Annotated in this window: 13 protein-coding genes and 2 pseudogenes; 9 read left to right on the top strand and 6 right to left on the bottom strand. The window is 71.7% G+C overall.

Annotated features, from left to right (window positions below; genetic code table 11):
• Nucleotides 1-10 precede the first annotated feature (10 nt).
• The 7 genes from ACFY0O_RS00640 to ACFY0O_RS00610 all read left to right on the top strand — a co-directional run bounded on the left by ACFY0O_RS00640 (nt 11) and on the right by ACFY0O_RS00610 (nt 5,377).
• Nucleotides 11-169, top strand: coding sequence for a hypothetical protein (locus ACFY0O_RS00640; RefSeq protein ID WP_388942278.1), 159 nt, complete (start codon nt 11-13; stop codon nt 167-169).
• A 403-nt stretch (nt 170-572) separates the two neighbouring features.
• Nucleotides 573-1,016, top strand: coding sequence for a hypothetical protein (locus tag ACFY0O_RS00635; RefSeq protein WP_388940926.1), 444 nt, complete (start codon nt 573-575; stop codon nt 1,014-1,016).
• A 138-nt stretch (nt 1,017-1,154) separates the two neighbouring features.
• Nucleotides 1,155-1,793 (top strand): hypothetical protein, encoded by a 639-nt coding sequence (locus tag ACFY0O_RS00630; RefSeq protein WP_388940924.1) that lies wholly within the window; start codon nt 1,155-1,157, stop codon nt 1,791-1,793.
• A 114-nt stretch (nt 1,794-1,907) separates the two neighbouring features.
• Complete coding sequence (locus tag ACFY0O_RS00625) at nt 1,908-2,492, top strand: TetR/AcrR family transcriptional regulator (protein WP_388940921.1); 585 nt, start codon at nt 1,908-1,910, stop codon at nt 2,490-2,492.
• A gap of 81 nt (nt 2,493-2,573) precedes the next feature.
• On the top strand, nt 2,574-3,941 hold the full coding sequence (locus tag ACFY0O_RS00620; protein WP_388940918.1) for an MFS transporter: 1,368 nt from the start codon (nt 2,574-2,576) through the stop codon (nt 3,939-3,941).
• 28 nt (nt 3,942-3,969) lie between these two features.
• A complete protein-coding gene (locus ACFY0O_RS00615) occupies nt 3,970-4,734 on the top strand; it encodes an SDR family NAD(P)-dependent oxidoreductase (protein ID WP_388940917.1) in 765 nt (254 codons plus the stop codon).
• Between the two features lie 238 nt (nt 4,735-4,972).
• A complete protein-coding gene (locus ACFY0O_RS00610; protein ID WP_388940916.1) occupies nt 4,973-5,377 on the top strand; it encodes a hypothetical protein in 405 nt (134 codons plus the stop codon).
• Between the two features lie 92 nt (nt 5,378-5,469).
• Here the strand turns inward: ACFY0O_RS00610 and ACFY0O_RS00605 are convergent.
• Together ACFY0O_RS00605 and ACFY0O_RS00600 are read right to left on the bottom strand one after the other, a co-directional pair.
• Nucleotides 5,470-5,600 (bottom strand): annotated as a pseudogene (locus ACFY0O_RS00605) (IS5/IS1182 family transposase); the annotation flags it as partial.
• Between the two features lie 390 nt (nt 5,601-5,990).
• Entirely contained in the window at nt 5,991-6,773 is a 783-nt protein-coding gene (locus ACFY0O_RS00600; protein WP_388940914.1) for a 2-phosphosulfolactate phosphatase, read from the bottom strand.
• 165 nt (nt 6,774-6,938) lie between these two features.
• Between ACFY0O_RS00600 and ACFY0O_RS00595 the strand changes: the two genes are divergently transcribed.
• Entirely contained in the window at nt 6,939-7,100 is a 162-nt protein-coding gene (locus tag ACFY0O_RS00595) for a hydrophobic protein (RefSeq protein ID WP_388940911.1), read from the top strand.
• 419 nt (nt 7,101-7,519) lie between these two features.
• Here the strand turns inward: ACFY0O_RS00595 and ACFY0O_RS00590 are convergent, their stop codons facing one another.
• A complete protein-coding gene (locus ACFY0O_RS00590; RefSeq protein WP_388940908.1) occupies nt 7,520-7,813 on the bottom strand; it encodes a hypothetical protein in 294 nt (97 codons plus the stop codon).
• Between the two features lie 212 nt (nt 7,814-8,025).
• On the opposite strand from ACFY0O_RS00590, the gene ACFY0O_RS00585 reads away from it, so the two are divergent.
• Nucleotides 8,026-9,303 carry a hypothetical protein gene (locus ACFY0O_RS00585; protein WP_388940906.1) on the top strand — a complete coding sequence of 426 codons (1,278 nt, stop codon included), beginning with the start codon at nt 8,026-8,028 and terminating at the stop codon, nt 9,301-9,303.
• A 71-nt stretch (nt 9,304-9,374) separates the two neighbouring features.
• Here ACFY0O_RS00585 and ACFY0O_RS00580 read toward each other — a convergent pair whose 3' ends face one another.
• The 3 genes and pseudogenes from ACFY0O_RS00580 to ACFY0O_RS00570 form a co-directional block, all read right to left on the bottom strand.
• Entirely contained in the window at nt 9,375-12,113 is a 2,739-nt protein-coding gene (locus ACFY0O_RS00580) for a molybdopterin-dependent oxidoreductase (protein ID WP_388940903.1), read from the bottom strand.
• A 3-nt stretch (nt 12,114-12,116) separates the two neighbouring features.
• Nucleotides 12,117-12,938: an FAD binding domain-containing protein gene (locus tag ACFY0O_RS00575; RefSeq protein ID WP_388940901.1), complete on the bottom strand. Its 822-nt coding sequence runs from the start codon at nt 12,936-12,938 to the stop codon at nt 12,117-12,119.
• A 232-nt stretch (nt 12,939-13,170) separates the two neighbouring features.
• Nucleotides 13,171-14,338: pseudogene (locus ACFY0O_RS00570) on the bottom strand (serine hydrolase domain-containing protein).
• Nucleotides 14,339-14,360 lie beyond the last annotated feature (22 nt).

Here is a 14,360-nt window from a genome sequence, read left to right as displayed (position 1 = left end):
ACTGGCGCCGATGACCGGCGACGGCACCCCGGCCGCCGAATCCCGGCTCGTGCCGGAAAAGGTCGGCCGCGGCTCCTCCCGCCAAGCCTTGGACGCCGCCCTGCGCGCCCGCTCCTCCACCTCCCTGCTGGGCATCACCCCGATCACCAAGAACAACGAGGAGAGCTGAATGCCCCGGCACTTCGCCGACCTGACCGGCGCCGCGACGCTGCCGACCGGCACCTTCCAGCTCGCCCACCGCGTCGTGGAAGACCTGGTCGCCAACAACGCCACAGGCGTCATCCACGGCCCGGCCGGCACCGGCAAGACGTACGCGGTCGAGGCCGCCCTGGAGGACCAGGCCCGCCGCGGCGGCCCCGCGGTGTGCGCGCTGTCCTTCACCGCCCGCCCGACCATGCGCCTGGTAGCCGACCACCTCCTGGCCGCGCTCACCGGTATCGAGGCCCCCAAGTCCCGCAACCGGTTCCACATCACCAACCGGCTCCTGGCAGGATGGGGCCGACGCCTTCGGACCCACCGGCTTCGGCCTGATCACCTGCGGCAACACCGCCCCCGACGGCAGCAGCGTCCATGTGCCCGTCACCGGCAGCCCGTACGAGCCCGAGGAGACCCGCTACCTCCGCGTCCCCTGGAGGTGGAAGTTCCACCACCACACCCCGCACGAGCTCAACGCCCTCCAGGTCCTCCACCTCGAATCGGAGGACCCCGTGCCCCTGCCGACGCACGCCGCCCCGCTCGTGGCCGCCCATCTCGCCTACCGGCGCAGCCAGGGCGCCACCGACACCGACCCCCTGTTCATCCACGACAAGGCCCCGGGCAACAAGAGTCCGGAACTCCACCTGCGCGAAGCAGTCATCCGCACCTGCCACCGCATCCACTTCAACCCGGCCTGGCTCCACCGCTCCCACTGCCGCCACGGCGACGAGACCGCCCACGACGCCGCGGCCGCCGGATGGATGCACTACCGGGGCCTGGACCTCATCGCCCTCAGCGACAACCTGCGCAGCCGCCTGTGACCGAGCCGATCTCCTCCGGCCGCCGCCTTCGCCGCGAAGGCCCCCAGAGGCGCCGCGACTCGGTGCAGAGATCGCACGTCATCAAGCGGCGCCTCCTGGCCGCCGGGATGACCGGCTGGCAGCTCGCCGATCTCCTCGGTGTCCACGAGCACCAAATCGACCTCGAAGAACTCCCCGACCTGCCCGTCCGCGTCCATCGAACTCGCCCGCCGCCTCGACATGCACCCGGCCGACCTCATGCCCGGCTCCGACGACCTCTTCGAGCTGCCCCGCCACCGCCAGGTCATCGAGCGCCGCCCGGCCGGCGCCGACCACGACGCGCTCACCGTCCTCACCGCGCTCGCGTACGCGGACGGCCTCCTCACCGCCGACGCGCTCGCAGCCGCCCTGTCCTGGACCCGCCACCGACTCGACGCCGCCCTTGACCACGCCCGAGCTCACCCCGACGCAGGCGGCGTGCTCGTCCTGCGGCACGTGCCACCCGAGGCGTACACCGCCACCCCGCGCCTCGACGTCCTCGACTCCTACCAGGTCGACGCGCTCACCGGGCGGAAGAGGCCCCACGCGTCAGTACGCGGCCCGATCCAGCCCGCCGAGGCCGAGGTCCTCCTCCGCGTCTGGGTCGACGGCGGAATCGACCCGCACGACGCCGCCCAGCGCCAGGCCCTCGAAGACCTCGCCGCCGCCGAGATGGTCACCCGCGGCGACATCATCGACCAGTTCCACGACAACGTGCTCTACAGCCTTCGGATGCTCTCCGAGCCGTCGCCGCCTTGACACGGACTCTGCGATCCCACTGTCATAACCCTGCGCATCCCGCTGACATCCACCCTGCGCACGACAACGAGAAAGTATTTGACCGATCGTTTCATTATCGTCTAGGGTTCGAACGTGGCCAGAACCAAGGAATTCGATCCGGAAGCCGCACTGCAGTCAGCTCTGGAGCTGTTCTGGCGGCGAGGGTACGAGGCGACGTCGATGGCGGACGTCGTCGAACACCTCGGCATCGGGCGTGCCAGCATCTACGCCACCTTCGGCAGCAAGCACGAGCTGTACCTGAAGGCGCTGGACCGGTACAACGAGAATCGCGACTCGGGCCTGCTGGGTGAACTGTCCCTGCCGGGTCCCGCCCTGCCCGCCGTGCGCACGGTGGTGCGGCGTTTCGCGGCCGAGGCGAACTCCCGCGAGCGGCGTTCGATGGGGTGCTTCGTCACCAACACGGCCGCCGAGCTGGGGGCACACGACCCGGCGGCGGCCCGCCGGGTCGAGGCGAGCTGGGGCCACATCGAGACCCTGCTGCACTCGGCGCTGGTGCGGGCCCAGGCGCAGGGCGAGCTACCCGCGGACCGCGATCCGCACGGGCTCGCACGGATGCTGTTGGTGCTGATGCAAGGCCTGCGGGTGGTCGGCAAGGTGTCGGACGACCCGCGCCGGGTGCGGGATGCCGCCGAGCAGGCATTGAGGCTGCTGGACTGACCAGAACCTCCTGCGGGGAGGTGCCTTCATGCCCAAATTCTGGAACGTTCAGTCAAATACTTGGGGGGAGAAATGTCCGGCATGCATAGCTGGAACACCACGACCTTAACCACCTCGCCCGGAAATCCGTCCGGGCCTGCGCCCGGCCCTGCCTTCGCGCTGCTCGGCACCGTACAGATGTCGCTGATCTTCACGCTCACCTCGCTCGTCGTGCCACTGCCCCGGATCGGCCGCGAATTCTCGCTCGAGCGGGACGACTTGATTCTCCTCAGCGCCGCCTACGGGCTGACCTTCTCCGGCCTGCTGCTCTTCGGCGGCCGCGTCGCCGACCGGTTCGGCGGGCGTCGCGCCCTCACCGCGGGGCTGCTCGTGTTCACCACGGCGTCCGTCGCCGCCCTGCTCGCCCCGGGGCCGCAGACCCTGCTCGCCGCCCGCTTCGCGCAAGGGGCCGGCGCCGCGCTCACCGCACCCGCCGCCATGGCCGTACTGCGCACGGTCTTCCCCCAACCTGCCGCATACGGACGGGCCATGGCCACCTGGGGCGGCCTCTCGGTACTCGGTGCGACCGCCGGGAACCTGCTCTCCGGGGTCATCTCGGCGCTCGTGTCCTGGCGGCTGGCCTTGGGCGTCCCGGTGGCGGTGGCCACCGTCGCCCTCACCCTCGCCCCGCGGCTGCTGCCCGACACCCCTGTCGGCGCCGGCCGCTCCCTGGACCTGCCGGGTGCGCTGCTCGCCACCACCGCGATCACCCTGGCAGGCTACGGGCTCGTCCTCACCGACGCCCACCCCTGGGGATCAGCAGCCGTCCTGACCCCCTTGCTCACCGGGATCGCGCTCCTCCTGGGATTCCTCATCGCCGAGCGCCGCGCCCACGACCCGCTCCTCCCCCTCGAATTCCTCCGCGACCGCCGCCGGGCCGTCGCGCTCGCCGCCATCGCTCTCACCGCCGCCGGAACGGCCACGACGTTCGTCCTGCTCTCCCTCCATCTTCAGCAGGACCGCGGCTGGTCGGCACTGCAGACCTCCGCTGCCTTCGTGCCCTTCGCGGTGGCCCTGCTCATCTCCGGCCGCACGGCAGGCCCCCTCATCACCAGGTACGGGGCGCAGGCCGTCACCACCTGCGGGCTCGCGGTAGCCGCGACGGGCCTCGCGCTGCTCGCGATCACCGGCCTGGCACCAAACGACCCGTACGCGTACGGGCTCCTCCCCGGCCTGCTCCTGTTGCCCGCCGGCGCAGCCGCCGGCTTCGCGGGGGCGGCTGTCCTCGCGACGGACGGGGTGGAGCCGCAGCAGACCGGCCTCGCGGGCGGCGTCATGAACACCGCGATGGAACTCGGCCCCACCGTCGTCCTCGCCGCCCTGCTCACCGCCGGCTCCGACACCACCTCACTCGCCGCGACGGCACTCGCCTTCTTCGCCGCCGCCTTCCTCAACACCCGCTCCGAATAACCGATTACCGACCAAGGGAGTCATCGCCATGACCGCACGCTTCACTGGTAAGACCGTCCTCGTCACCGGCGCAGGTTCCGGCATCGGCCGGGCCATCGCGCTCGCCTTCGCAGCCGAAGGGGCCTCGGTCGTCGCGGCCGGACGTACTGCCGACTCGCTCGAGGAGACGGTAGCCCTGATCGAGAAGGAGGGTGGTACGGCCGCCGCCGTCACCGCGGACGTGAGCCGCTCCGACGACGCCAGGGCCCTGGTCCGCCGCACCGTCGAACACTTCGGCAGCCTTGATGTCGCCGTCAACAACGCGGGCGTCTTCCGGGGCGGCGCGCCCATAGCCGACCTCCCCGAGGAGGACTGGCGCACCCTGCTCGACACCAACGTCACCGGTGTTCTCCTCGGCCTCCAGGCCCAAGTCGCCCAGATGCGCCGTCAGGCCGCCGGGGGCGCGATCGTCAACATCTCCTCCAACCTCGGCGCGCACAGCCGCATCCCGGGCGTGGCCGGCTACATCGCCACCAAGGCGGCCGTCTCCGCCCTGACCCGGGCCGCCGCCCTGGACCACATCGCCGACGGCATCCGCATCAACGCTGTCAGCCCCGGTCCGGCCGCCACCACCATGTCGCTGTGGCCGGGCGAGACCGACGCCGACCGCGCCGTCCGGATGAAGGGCGCGTTGCCGCTCGGGCGGGTCTCCTCCACCGAGGAGGTCGCGGCAGCCGTGCTGTATCTGGCCTCGCCCGATGCCGGTTCTGTGGTCGGCAGCGACCTGGTCATCGACGGCGGAGCCTCTGCCTGACCTCGGTCCCGGTCCTCCATCGCTCCCACGCGGCTGGTGGTGAGAGCGCTGCCACCAGCCGCGCAGGAACGGCGTCACTGATCACCGTCCGTTCGCGGGGGCGGAGAAGCAGCACCTTAGGTGATCAATTCCATGGGGTGGCGGTGGAGATGAGTACGAGGGTGTCCACGACGGTACTCAAGCAGAGGTGAGTACGTGAACTCTGTTCGGTGACAGGGTGAGCCGGAACGGTTGAGCCATGCGACTACGACTTCGGAAACTCGGCCCCCAGGTGTTGGCGATCCCCGTGCAGGCTGTGGTGGCGGTAGCGGTGTGGGCTGTCTGGCTGGGCTGGGACCAGCACCGTGACGTGCAACCTGATGGTTCGGTGACCGGCCCTTACGAGGCGTGGCAGGTGATCGGGCTGGTGCTGAGTCTGCTGGCACCGGTGTACTGGGCGGCGTCGCGGCGCTACGTCGCAGGCGCTGTGCTCGGCACCACTGTCGGCCTCACCGTTGCTGCCTATTGCGACTGGTCGGATGACTCCAGCGGCCTCTATATGGTCGGTGTCGGATTGGTCATGATGGGGAGCCTCGTCGTGACCGCCGTCGTTTCCGCCGTGATCGTCTCCGCAAGACGAGACGGACGACGGGTCGGAGCCTGACGGCGCTCTGTTGGTTTCAGCGCGCCCACAACCGCGGAATGCGGCCGCTCACGGAGCCACAGCCGCTTCTTCTGGGGTCTGCGCTGGTGTGGGCGGACCCCGCCCGCACGCCGGCGCCGCAGCACAGTCAGCGATTCCCGAAGGACCGCGGACTCAGCCCGGTGAACGGAGCTGCCCAGGACGGCTCGGACACCGTGATCACACCAGCTGCTCGCCTGATCATTCCCCTGAGTCGGGAGTTCCTTCGGCCATAGCGGCCCGGCAGTGTTCCACCTGCCGCTCGGATCCTCATCGGGAATGAGGGCCACCAGGAAAGCGGCTCCGGGCAGGTGGGCCGCGGAGTTCGGAATCTCGCTCCACGCCGTCGGCGCAGGAACAGCCTCGCTCAGCTCCACGGTCCAGGCATCGTCAGGGAAGGGCGTAGTGGAACAGGATGGCGTAGTGGCGGCCTGCGTATTCTCGCAGCTCTGTTGGCATGACGGCAGGTTGTCACATCCGTCTGGGTGTTTGTCTGCTCCTCCCGATCCGCCGGAAACCTACTTGCCATTGCGGCACCGCCCGACCACGTACATCGCCTTCCACAAGCGGATCCTGGCACCCACATGGATGGCTGTTACCAAACACCCCCAACCGGACAGAATTCCCCTTCGGCCGCAAACGCTCCGTCAGTGAGAACGGGGATCACCTTGCAAGCGTTGAGTTCCGTCGCGATGGCGACGTCGTCGGCGTAACCCAAGCCCACAAGCTCCCGCCCGGATGCGCAGGCCGTGACAGCGTGACCGACATCCTCGGTGCCCTCGAAGGCGGCAGCCGCCATCGCAGCCTCCGGTGAAAGCCGGTCTATGCCGCTGTCACGCAGTGCGGCGATCACAGCACCTGCACCGAGAAGATCCTCAAGCGCTGGCCTCGTACTGCCGTCAGGCCAGCGCTCGCCCGAGGCGATGACGGCAACGGGCCGCTCGACCGTCCCGAAGCCCTGTCCCGCAACCCACTGCCCCACGGCAGTTGCGTTCCGCAGAGATCCCGCGACGACGACGCGGTCTCCCGCAGTCGCGGCGATGGTGGATCCGTTCGGTGAGGGAAGTACCAGACGCGGGGTGAAGGGCGAACGCCGCAACGCGGCGGGCGACAGCGACCAGGGTGACGCCTCCGTGGCCGCGCTCCGTCCCACCGCCAGACTGGCGTTCATCCGGTCCGCAAACACCGCAGCGGTCTCATCGCGCCAGCGATAGGGGAAAACCCTCACTCCGGCCTCGACCGCGACCGTGACCGATGTGGTGAACGACAACACGTCCACGACGACAAGGCATGCGACCTCCTCGGCGAGGACGGATGCACCAGCAGGGCCCCAATCGAACCGCACGCCATGACCTGTTTGAACAAACCATTGCTCCATGGTTGCCGATCATGCCAGCTGTGAATGGGTGACTTGGCGGCGCTGGTTGGTGCCGGCGGGGAGTGGGCGCGTCGTATGACCGCTCTGGGTGGAGAAGAAACACGGGTAGGTCGGGCGCATGATCGATAGTGAGCAGGGCACCAGCGGTTTCGGAGGTTGATAACCATGGTTCCCCTGCTTCTTGTTCTGCTGCTGGCGCTGGTCCTGTTCGGGGCTGGGTTCGCAGTGAAGGTCCTGTGGTGGGTCGCGATCGCGGTCCTGGTGCTCTGGCTGGTCGGCTTCGTCGCCCGCCCGAGGGGCAGTAGCGGCCGCTGGTACCGCTGGTAACCGTCGGAACGCCTGCCGTTGGCCCGCCCCCCGCTCGTGGGGGCGGGTCAGTGGCATGCCCGCGGCTTGGAGCTCGTTGATGGACTTCGATCCGACCTGCGGATTCGAAGGAACGCCGTCGCCGCTGTGCGCGACACCCGAGCCGGTCTGCCGCAGGCACACCGGCGGTCCTGAACCGGTGGCCCTGCCCTCTGCCGCAGTAGGGGCCGGTGGGGCTGGACGCCCCTCACTGGTCGCGGTGGTGCACGGTGGTCGCGGTGAGCGCGTGGACAAGCAGGCGTAGTGGTTGAGCGTGGCGCCGTCATGCCGGCACCGCGCCCCGCCAGGATTGCCTGGGTGACGAGGAACGAGGCCCCGGCAACGAGCGCCCCGAACCCGGCGGCGACCACCGACACGACAGCCACCTTGGCCGCCATGACCTAGCGGCGGGCCGGCACGGCGGTGAAGGTCGTGCGGATCTTCCCGGTGCTGTACCCGCCGGTGACGGTCAGCGTGCCGATGGCGCCGATCACCAGGACCACGCTCATCCCGGCGAAGCTGGTGGTTCGCGTTGAAGACGATGACGGCGAGCGCGATGGCGGCGAAGGCCCAGGCAGTAGAGCGCAGGGACGGGACCACAGCTTGATCCACTCGATGGCGATCAGGTCGCGGAACCGGGCGCGCGACTCGTCGATCGGGAAGCGGGCCGACCGGTTCGACATCGTGGTGGTCATCGGCGGTCTCCTGCGAGCTATTCGACACTGTCGGCGGCGCCGCCGTTCGCAAGACCCTCACCCGTCAGCGGCCCGCATGCTCCTCGCCCGGACGGCCGAGGGGGCCGGACGGGCGGCGAAAGGCGGTTCCCCGGTGCGGGCCGGGCTCGCATACTGGGGCTGTGATTGCCTATGCCAAGCACCTTCCCGCTGGGGCGGCCCCGGCAAGTAACGTGCGTTCTTGGGGTGTTGAGGGGGTCGAGCGCTGGCGCAAGGCCCGCGTACCCCTCATCTTCGCTCCCGATGCCGGGAGTTGGCTCCTCGGTGTCCTGGTGATCGCCGCGTTCGTACTCGGTCTTCGCGACGAGGGGCCGGCCCAGCCGGTCGGTACGGCGTGGCGGGACTACCCCGCGGTGGTCCTGCTGGCGGCGCTGCCCCTGTGGTACCGGCTCCTGCCGGCCGCGGCCGCGGTGGCCGCCGCCGTAGTCGTGGGGGAATCCGCCGTCGGCTGGGACGGACCGGCCGCCGTGCCCGTATGCGTGCTCTCCCTGTGGGCGCTGGCCGGGGCGCTGCTGCGCCTGGTGGCCCGGCGCCGGCAGGAGCGGCTGGCCCTGGCAGCCGCCGGAGCGGCCCGCTACCCGCTGCCGGAAACGCTTCCACGCGGACACGACCGGCGCGGCAATGCCCGGATCGTGTGCGGCGCGCTGGCCTGCCTCGCCGCCGCCGGCATCCTCGTGGACGGTCTCGTCGCGGACCTCGGCTCGCCCGACGGTGCCCCGTACGACGCCGCCGGCCAGCAGGGCGTCGCCCTGGTCCTGCTCGTGCTCGGGACGACCGTCCTGGGCTGGGGATGGAGCGCCGACCTGGGCGTGCGGCGGCTGTACGCCGATGACCAGCCCGCACTGGTCGTCGGCGTACGGATCTCCCCCTCCGGGCACTTCTGGCTGCTGCCGGACGCCGACGGGACGACGGCCCGGCCCCTGATCTGCTACCGCCCGGTCCACGGGGACACCCTCGACTGGGGACGCCTGCTGGTCAGGGGGCCGGCGGCCCTGCCCCAGGACGGGCTGCACGACGTCGACGCCCGCGCCGAGCCCTTCGAAGCGGTGCTGTACGGAGTGCCGCGCGAGGGCGCCGAGGTCGTCCTGGAGTACGCCGTGTACGACAGTTTCGGAACCTCCCTCTCCTCCCAGGTCGCGGCCGTCCGGCTGCTGCCCCGCCGCCGGCACCGGCTCGGCCCCTGGAGCCCGGCCGGCGTCTCCTACCGCGAGAGCACCAGGGGCCGGCGCGAACGCGAGGAGGCGCACCGGCGGGAGCGGGATCGGGAGGCGGCGGCGCGCAGGCGAACCACCCGCCCCGGGAAGCGGACGAAGGCCACGGCCACGGGCACCGCCGGCACGACCGCGGCTGGCAGCTCCAGTGGCTCCAGCGGCTGCGGCGGCGGAGGCTGCGGTGGCGGAGGGTGCGGTGGCGGCTGTGGGGGCGGCTGCGGTGGCTGCGGCTGCGGCTGACCAGTCCCCGTCTCGATCGGCAACGCGCCAGGATCAGGTCGAGAGAGGCTGCCCGCTTCCCCCGCCGCCCTTCACGCCCCGCTCGCCGGATGCCCCGGTTCCGCGCCGCCGGCGGCTTCCAGGGCCGCCCAGAGGGTGTCGGGGCGGAGGGGGAGGGTGGTGAAGCGGATTCCGGTGGCGTCGCGTACGGCGTTGGCGAGGGCGGGGGCGACCGGGTTGAAGGGGAGTTCGCTCATCGGCTTGGGTACGGCCCCCTCCGGTTCGGGGGGCGCGGCGAGGTGGACCTCGGTCGTCGGTACTTCGCCGAAGTGGGGGATGAGGTAGGTCCGCAGGTCGGTGGCGGTGAGATGGCCGGCGGGGTCCGTCGGCACGTCCTCCCGGAGCGTGGTGCCGACCCCCTGGACGACGGCGCCTTCGATCTGCGCCCGGCACCGGCCGGGGTCGAGCACAGCGCCGGCGTCGGCGACGTGCACGCTGTCGAGGATGCGGACCAGGCCGGTCACGCGGTCGACCACGACGCGGAACCACTGCGCGCAGAACGCCATCGCGGGCGTGGTGTCGTCCGCGAGGGCGGTCGCCTCGGCGCGGACCGGTGTCCCGGTGGTGAGGGCGTGGGCGTACAGGGTGGTGAGCGGGACCGCGAGCGGGGACCCGGCGTAGGGGGCGCCTTCGGCGTCGTTTTGTCGCGAGGCGGGAAGGGCATCGCGGTCCGCCCCCGGCAGGGCGGCGGCCAGCGCCCCGAGGCGTTCGGCGAGGGTGCGGCAGGCGCGCTCGACGGCCCGGCCGGTGAGGATGACGCCGGTGGAGCCGAACGCCCCGCTGTGGTGGTCGAGGAGGCCGGTGTCGGCGGCGGTCAGGTGGACGTGGCCGGCCGGCGCACCGAGCGCCCGGGCGGCGATACCGCGCAGGGCGGACCCGGCTCCGCTGCCGAAGTCCGGGAGGCCGGTGGCCAGGTCGTAGTGGCCGTCGGGGCGGAGGGTGACGGCCGCTCGGGCGATGTGCCCGTCGGCCGGAACGGTGTGCCGGGTGGCCACGGCCATGCCGTCACCGACCAGCCATCGTCCATCGCGCGGGGCATCGGATTGCGGACGTCGTGCCCTGGCCCGGCCGAGGAGGTCCAGGCACGCGGCGAGACCGCCGTCCATGACCGGGTGCCGTCCGCCCGCGCCGGGGAACGGGGCCCTCTCACCAGGACGCAGGTAGGCCCGCTCGCGCAGGGTCAGCGGGTCGAGCGACAGGCGGCGGGCGACGTCGTCGAGGGCGGACTCGACGGCGAAGGCGAGCTGACCCCCGCCATACCCACGGAACGCACCCGCGGGCACGTTGTGGGTGCGTACGCAGTACCCCTCGACGGTGACGTTCGCGCAGCGGTACAGCGCCACGGCTTCGGTGCAGGCCACTTCGAGGACCGAGGGGCCCTGGTTGCCGTAGGCGCCGGTGTCGGCGACGACCCGCAGCTTCAACGCAGTGAGGGTCCCGTCCCGGCGTGCGCCGATCGTGACCTCGACGTGGAAGGGGTGCCGGGTGGTGGTGGCGGTCAGTTCGTCGGTGCGCGTGTGCTCCAGTTGCACGGGGCGGCCCGTGTGCAGCGCGGCGAGCACGACGACGTCCTCGGTCTGCAGGTCCTGCCCGCGGCCGAAGGACCCGCCCAGCCGTCCGGCACTGACGCGGAAGCGGTCCGGGTCCAGCCCGAACACCTCGCACAGGCGCCGCCGGACCAGGTGCGGGGCCTGGGTCGCGCAGTGGAGGCGGAGCCGGCCGTCCGGGTCGAACCAGGCCCGGCCGGCGTGGCACTCCAGGGCGGTGTGCCGGACCCGCTGCGTGCGGAAGACGGCCGTGTGGACGATGTCCGCCTCGGTCAGGCCCCTCGCGGTGTCCCCGACCGTCTGGTGGACCTCTCCGGCCAGGTTGCCGTCCTCGTGCACGCGGACCGCGTCCGCGAGGAGCGCCGGTTCCGGTGCGGTGACCGCGGGAAGCACCTGGTACCTGACGTGCACCAGCTCCGCTGCCCGCGCCGCGAGGGCGGGGGAGTCGGCGACGACGACGGCGACCCTTTGTCCGACGTGACGTACGACGTCGTCCAGGACCCGCTGGTCGGCGGGGTCGTCGCCGGTGTTCTCGTGCAGGGCTGTCGAAAAGCGGACGCGGGGCGCCTCCCGGTGGGTGAGGACGGCATGCACGCCCGGCAGGGCCAGCGCAGCGGTGGCGTCGACATCCAGGACCCGGGCGTGCCGGTGCGGGGAGCGCACCAGCGCGAGGTGCAACAGGCCGTCCGGTTCCGGGTGATCGAGAGTGAAGGGCTCCCTGCCCGCAACGAGGGCCCACGCGACCGGATCCGCCGCTTCGTCGGCCCGTCCCACCGCTTCCCCGCGAGCGCCGTGGGCCGACCGCACCGCCTCCCCGATCGGCCGGTAACCGGTGCACCGGCACAGGTTGCCCTTCAGCGCCTGCGGCAGATCGGCGAGTTGCCCGGGCGTCAGGGCCGCGGCGGTCATGACGAACCCGGGCGTGCAGTACCCGCACTGGAACGCCGCTGCCCGTACGAACGCCTCCTGCACCGGATGCGTTCCGTCCGCGCCGCCCAGCCCTTCCACCGTCGTGACGGCGCGTCCGTCCGCGCGGTGGGCCGGATACAGACAGCTGTGCACGGCCAGCCCGTCCACATGCACCGTGCAGGCGCCGCAGTCGCCCGTGTCGCAGCCCTTCTTCACCCCGGTGCACCCCTGCTCGCGCAGGTACGTGCGCAGGCACTGCCCCGGCCGCGGCGGCTCGTGGTGCTCGCGCCCGTCGACGCGTACGCGGAAGGTCATGGGCTATCGCCGCTCCGTCAGTTCCGTACGTACCTCTTCCGCGAGCACCAGCGCCAGGTGCCGGCGCCAGTCCGCCCGCCCGTGCGGATCCTCGAACAGGACGTCCGGGGTCAGGGAGTCCAGCAGGACGCGCCGCAGCTGCGGCGCGGCCGGGACACGGCTGAAGGAGACGGACACCGGACGTGCGGTGGCGGCGGTGACGGTGACGGTGCAGGCCCCGCTCACCGGGTCGCGGGAGCCGGTCACCAGGGCGACGGACCGGCCCCACGGATGGGTGCTCACCCTGCGCACCGTATGGGGCTCCCTCAGTGCGGCGGCGGGCAGCAGGGCCGAGCGCAGCAGCTCACCGGGGAGCAGCACCGTCCTGCCGGCGCCGGTGACGAACCGCCGCGCGGCCACCTCGCGTTCGCGCCCGTCGAGGCCCATCAGTCGCAGCGTCGCGCGCAGCGCCACCATCAGGGAGATCATGGGACCGGCCGGCAGCGCGGTGCACAGGTTCCCGCCCACCGTCGCGGTGTTCCACACCTTGAAGGAGGACGAGAACGCCCGGCAGCAGTGCGCGATCAGCGCGCGCCCACTCGGCCACGGGCCGTCCGGCGTCTCGGCGAAGGCCAGCAGCTCGGCGACGGTACAGGTGGCGGCCACCTCGATCCCGTCTTCGGCCACCGTCAACGCCGGCCAGCCGAATCCCGCGAGGTCACGCAGCCGCCGCAGACCGGGCCGCGGCTCGGCGAACAGCGTGGTGCCGCCCGCGAGCCAGGCGTCACCGGCCCGCCAGAGCAGAGGGCACGACCCGTCGACGGCCTCCTCCACCAGCACGTCCACGTACCTCCACCACCTCTCCTGACGGGACTCGGTCGCGCCGCGGCACCACCAACCGGGCGCACGCTGGTCCGCGGGGCCCGGGACAGGTGTCACGCGGGTGGGGCCGGGGCCGCGCGGCAAGCAGCCGGCAGGCCGCGACGAGGCTACCGCAGAACCATTGTGGCGGGTGACACCACCGACACGGTACGTGACCACCCTCCTCGCCCTGCACCGTTCTCCTCACTGTGCGTTCTCATGCCGCCGGCGCGGGTGGGACGGGTTCGCCCAGGGCGTCGGCGAGCGCGGCGTTGATCAGGTTCGCCGGTGCCTCGCACGGGCGGTCGCGGCGGTTGCCGGCCGAGGTGGGTACCTGCGGCGGGCACGCTCCGGACGCGATGTCGCTGTTGACCAGGACGACCACGGTGGCGTGCAGCCCGGGGTGGTAGAAGGGCGTCGCCGTGAAGCCGGGGATCTCACCGGTGTGCCCGATCCAGTCGCGGAGCCCCATGAGCCCGAGGCCGTAGCGGGCTTCCGGCCTTCCGGGTTCGGGCAGCAGCGAGTCGAGTCGCTGGGCCTGCTGTGCGGGTGGCAGCAGGCGCTTGCCGGTGCCCATGGCCTGCCCGAACGCGAGCAGGTCCTGTGCCGTCGACGTCAGCCCTCCGGCGGCCCAGGCGACCGAGGGGTTCCAGTCGGTGGCGTCGACGGGGGCCGCCCCGGCGGCCTGGCCGAAGAGCGTGTAGCCGCGGGGGTGCGGTGGGGGGATGGCGGGGTTGGCGCCGGAGAAGGCGGTCCCTCGCAGGCCGAGTGGCTGCAGGATGCGTTCCCGGTAGAGCTTCCAGCGGTTTGCCGGTGACCCGTTCCAGGACGAGGCCGATGAGCACGGTGTTGGTGTTGGAGTAGCGGAAATCGCTCCCGGGCGGGAACAGTGGTGATTCCTCGATGCCGAACGACACCAGTTGCGCCGGTGTCCAGGCCCGTTCGGGATCCGCTTTCCACTGCGCGACCCACCGGTCGTTGGATTCGTAGTTCCCGATACCGCTTCGGTGACTGGCGAGTATGCGCAGGGTGATCTTGTCGCCGTTCGGGATGTTCGGGTAGTAGCGGCTGATCGGGTCGTCGAGTGACGGCAAACCGTCGGCGGCGGCCTGCAGCAGCAGGGTGACGGTGAAGATCTTCGTGACGCTGGCGATGCGCGTGTGCATGGCCTCGGTCATTGCGGCGCCCGTGTTCGTGTTCGCGACCCCGACCGCGCGGATCCACGTGTACTGGGGCGTCCGGACCGCGGCGACCACACCGGGAGCGCCGGTCTGCGCGAGCGACCGCCGCAACGCCGCGTCAAGAGCAGCAGTGGTCGGCGGCTCGTACGCACTGGCCGGGCCGAAGCCGAAGCCGGCCGGCAGCGAAACCAGAACGAGAACCATGGCGCACAGCCGCGTGCGGGGG

This window comes from Streptomyces sp. NPDC001594 (assembly GCF_042893675.1).
Lineage (GTDB): Bacteria > Actinomycetota > Actinomycetes > Streptomycetales > Streptomycetaceae > Streptomyces.
This window is presented reverse-complemented; position numbering and strand designations above follow the sequence as displayed.